Raw genomic sequence first — 3,770 nt, 5'->3', positions numbered from 1 at the left:
GTCGTTGATGAAGCGGTAGCTGTCCTCCAGTGACGCGGTCAGCACGATGCCGCCGCGCTTGCCGGTCAGCACCGCGCGCGAGAACTCGACCCGCTGCTCGGTCATACGGGACCAGTGGTCGGGAAGTGCTGCCAGGGCCGCGTCGGCGACCTTGCGGCTGTGCGTCACGAGATAGGCGGAAGAGTCCGGTCCGTGCTCGGCCTCGATCAGAAGGTCGAGCGCGGCGAGGCCGCCGTCGACGCTGTCGTCGGCGAAGATGATCGCTTCCGACGGGCCGGCCGGAAGGCCGGTGTCGATGATCGAGGACAGCAGGCTCTTGGCCGCAACCACCCAAGGGCTGCCCGGGCCGACGATCTTGAGCGCGGGCTTCACCGTCTCGGTGCCGTAGGCGACGGCCGCGACCGCATGCGCGCCGCCGCATTTGTAGACGGTCTCGACCCCAGCGAGCCGAGCGGCGACCAGGGTCGCGGCATCGACGGAACCGTCCGCAGTCGGCGGCGTCACGATGGCGATCTGCGGCACGCCGGCGATGACGGCCGGAACCGAGGTCATCATGGTCACCGACGGGAAGGCGCCCTTGCCTCGCGGAACGTAGAGCGCGACCGAGCCGATCGGCGTGTAACGGTCGCCGGCATAGGCGCCGGGGCGGACTTCCTTGAGCCACATCGTCTCGGGACGCTGCTCCTCGTGGAAATGCCTGATGTTTGTGATGCCGAAGCGGATGCTGTCGATGACATCCTTGTCGACCTTGCCGAAGGCAGCGTCGAACTCAGCCTCCGAGACCTTCAGATTACCCGCGGCCACATCGGCCTTGTCCAGATCCCGGACGAAGCGGAGCAGCGCCGAGTCGCCTTCCGTCCTGACCGCATCAAGAATCGGGCGGACCTTCTCGACGAAGGCCGAGAGGACGGCCTCGGCGCGCTTCAGCAGGCTCGCCCGCTGTTCGGCGCTGGCGGATGAGAGGTCGTGGAAGCTGATCTCGGACATGGCTGCTCCTCAGAAACGCGGGAAAAGTATGTACATGTATGTATAATGCTCGCCAGTATTTTTCTGCATCCTCCGGGCGGACCGGCCACGGCAAACCGCATCAGATCGAGGCAAGAAAGCCCCCATCCACCGGAAAGCACTGCCCGGTGATGTAGGCCGAGGCGTCCGAGGCCAGGAAGACCACAATGCCGTGCAGATCCGAAAGGTCGCCGAAGCGATGCTGCGGGATCTTGGCGAGCATCGATTGCTGCCACGCCTCGTCGGCGTAGAACACCTCGGTCATCGCCGTCCTGAAATAGCCAGGAGCAATCGCGTTGACCCTGATCCCGAGACCCGCCCACTCCGCCGCAAGCGCCCGCGTCATGCCGAGCAGGCCCGACTTCGACGAACCGTAGGGCACGGCCGTGGGGATGCCGACCTCGGAGGTCAGCGAGCACAAATTGATGATGGCGCCGGGCCGTCCGGCATCGCGCATGTGGCGGGCGGCGGCCTGAGCGCAGAAGAAGGCGCCCTTGAGGTTGGTGTCGACGATCCGGTCCCAGAGCGCTTCATCGACATCGAGCGAAGGCCTGACCTCTTCCATGCCGGCATTGTTGACCAGGATATCGAGGCCCCCGAGCACGCCGGCTGCCTCGCCGGTCGCGGCGCGACAACGGGCGACGTCGGTGACATCCAGGGCAATGGCATGCGCAACCCCTCCGGCGGCCCGGATCGCCGCCGTCGTCTCCTGCAGCGAAGCAAGGCTGCGCGCCGTGACCGCGACAGCGGCGCCGGCCGCGCTCAGCGCCTCGGCGATGCCGCGCCCGATGCCGCGGCTGGCGCCGGTGACGAGCGCCTTCCTGCCCGACAGGTCGAAGAGGGAAGCATTGCGCATGTCGATCCTCCTTGGCCTTGCCGACCTGCCCTCGCCCGCGAGACTAACCGATCCTTGGTTATACATACAAGCATATACAAATGATTTTGAGCGCCCGCAGCGAAACAGGCTGACCGCGGGGAGCGCGCTACCCCGCAGTGATACCTCAACCTGTACGGCGCTTTTCCCACCGCTTTTTCGCGTTGCGACCTGTCGGTCAGATCCTGATCCCGAACCGGATGCCGTCATAGATGGCGGCGTGGATGTTGCGCGAGGCGACCGCGTCGCCGATGCGGAACAGCACGAAGCCGCCGTCGGCGTTGCGCGATGGGAAGATGTCGCCGCCGTTCACCAGCCGCTCATAGTCGACCGCGCCGCCATTCTTCGACAGCGGTTTGAGCGCAAGATAGAGATCGTCGAGGGGCGCCGTGCCATGCTCGACCACCACCTGGTCGACGCGCCTTTCGCCGCGCCAGCCGTCGGCAAAATCCGACGCGAGCTCGGCGACGAGCTGGTTGCCCTCGCGCCGGACCGAACGCAACCTTGTGTTGATGGTGACGGTGACGCCTTTCTCGTGGAAGGCGCGCATATAGGGCACGTGGTTCATGCCGCCCATTTCCGGCGCGAAGAAGCGCTCCGGCGAGACCAGCTCCAGCTTCGAGCCACTGTTCGCGATGAGCTCGGCCGCGCCCATGCCCTGATGGCCGCCATTGTCATCATAGAGCAGGACATTCTCGGCCGGCTTGACGGAGCCTGCCATGATATCCCAGCTCGATGTGACGAGATTGTCGCCGGCCGTCAGCGGCGGGTTCTGCGGCATGCCGCCCGTCGCCACGATCACCACGTCCGGCGCCAGCGCCAGCACATCGTCCTTCTCGGCCCAGGTGTCGTAGCGGATCTCGACGCCGAGGCGATCGAGCTCGGCCAGCCGCCAGTCGATGATGCCGATGAGCTCCTTGCGGCGCGGGTTCTGGGTCGCGAGCCTCACCTGGCCGCCGGCCTGGCCGGAGGCTTCCAGAACCGTCACCTGGTGGCCGCGTTCGGCCGCGACGCGCGCGGCTTCAAGACCACCAGCGCCCGCCCCCACCACCACGACCTTCTTCTCCGGTCCTTCGCTCTTCGCGATGATGTGCGGAATGGTCGCCTCGCGACCGGTTGCGGCGTTGTGGACGCACAGCGCCTCGCCGCCCTCATAGATGCGGTCGAGGCAATAGGTGGCGCCCACGCATGGCCGGATCTCGTGCTCGCGGCCTTCCATCACTTTCCTGACGATGTGCGGATCGGCGATATGGGCGCGCGTCATGCCGACCATGTCGAGCTTGCCGGTGGCGATGGCGTGGCGCGCCGTGGCGACGTCGGAAATGCGGGCGGCGTGGAAGGTCGGGAACTTGGTCGCCGCCCTCACCTCGCCGGCGAAATCGAGATGCGGCGATGAGCGCATGCCGGTCACCGGGATGACCTTGGTCAGCGACGCATCGGTCTCGATCGTGCCGCGGATGATGTTGAGGAAGTCGACCTTGCCGGAATTGGCGAGCCGCCTGGCGATCTCGACGCCGACTTCCTTCGAGATGCCCTTTTCGAGATCCTCGTCGGCAACCATGCGAATGCCGACGATGAATTTCTCGCCGACGGCGGCGCGGACCGCGTCGAGCACCATGTCGGTGAAGCGCAGCCGGTTGTCGAGCGAGCCGCCGAACTCGTCGTCGCGATGGTTGGTGAGCGGCGACCAGAAGCCATCCATCAGATGTCCATAGGATTCGAACTCGATGCCGTCGAGGCCGGCCGCCTGACAACGCTGCGCAGCCGCGGCATAGTCGGCGACGATGCGCTCGATATCCCACTCCTCGATGGTTTTCGGAAAGGCGCGGTGCGCCGGCTCGCGCACCGGCGAAGCGGACAGCACCGGCAGCCAGTCGGCCTTGTTCCAGCC

Annotated in this window: 3 protein-coding genes; all 3 read right to left on the bottom strand. The window is 66.3% G+C overall.

Annotation, left to right across the window (positions count from 1 at the left end; translation table 11 throughout):
- Nucleotides 1–987: histidinol dehydrogenase (hisD, locus tag EOA28_RS28290; protein ID WP_128315510.1), on the bottom strand; the 987-nt coding region annotated here is incomplete at its 3' end.
- Between the two features lie 100 nt (nt 988–1,087).
- Nucleotides 1,088–1,861 (bottom strand): glucose 1-dehydrogenase, encoded by a 774-nt coding sequence (locus EOA28_RS28285; protein ID WP_127250644.1) that lies wholly within the window; start codon nt 1,859–1,861, stop codon nt 1,088–1,090.
- 196 nt (nt 1,862–2,057) lie between these two features.
- Nucleotides 2,058–3,770: FAD-dependent oxidoreductase (locus EOA28_RS28280; protein WP_128315509.1), on the bottom strand; the 1,713-nt coding region annotated here is incomplete at its 5' end.

The sequence above is a fragment of the Mesorhizobium sp. M2A.F.Ca.ET.067.02.1.1 genome (assembly GCF_004023285.1).
GTDB lineage: Bacteria > Pseudomonadota > Alphaproteobacteria > Rhizobiales > Rhizobiaceae > Mesorhizobium.
Note: the sequence above shows the minus strand (reverse complement) of the source record. Positions and strands in the feature narration are given on the sequence as shown.